Consider the following 626-nt stretch of genomic DNA (forward strand, 5'->3'; position numbering starts at 1 on the left):
ACTCAGCCGCGAGTTGGAGGCGACCAGCGCGAAGCTGGCCGAGTCCCGGGAGCGCGAGCGCGCCCTTGAGTCCTCCCGCCGTGAACTCGTCGCCTGGATCTCGCACGATCTGCGCACGCCGCTCGCGGGCCTGCGTGCGATGGCCGAGGCGCTGGAGGACGGCGTCGCCGCCGACCCCGGCCGCTATCTGAAACAGATCCGCACCGAGGTCGAACACCTCAACGACATGGTGGGCGACCTCTTCGAACTCTCCCGCATCCATGCCGGAACCCTGGCTCTGTCGCTCTCTCGGATGTCCGTCTACGACCTGGTCGGTGATGCCCTCGCCGGGGCGGATCCGCTGGCCCGCGAACACGGGGTGCGACTGGTCGGGGATCGTGTGGAGCCGGTTCCGGTGGAGGTGGACGGCAGGGAGATGAGCCGCGTGCTGGGCAACCTCCTGGTCAACGCGATCCGGCGAACGCCCACGGACGGCACCGTCATGGTGGCCGCGGAACGCCTGCCCGACGGCGTGCTGCTGTCCGTGACGGACGGCTGCGGCGGCATCCCCGAGGAGGTTCTGCCGCGCGTCTTCGACACCGGCTGGCGCGGCACCCACGCCCGTACTCCGCCCGCCGGGGCCGGAC

General features: G+C 71.2%; 1 protein-coding gene. It reads left to right on the forward strand.

All coding sequences use genetic code 11. The features are described 5' to 3' along the window. The coding region (locus EF387_RS46515; RefSeq protein WP_162467369.1) for a sensor histidine kinase at window positions 1-626 on the forward strand (626 nt) is incomplete at both ends.

It is taken from the genome of Streptomyces cavernae, from assembly GCF_004023625.1.
GTDB classification, from domain to species: domain Bacteria; phylum Actinomycetota; class Actinomycetes; order Streptomycetales; family Streptomycetaceae; genus Streptomyces; species Streptomyces cavernae.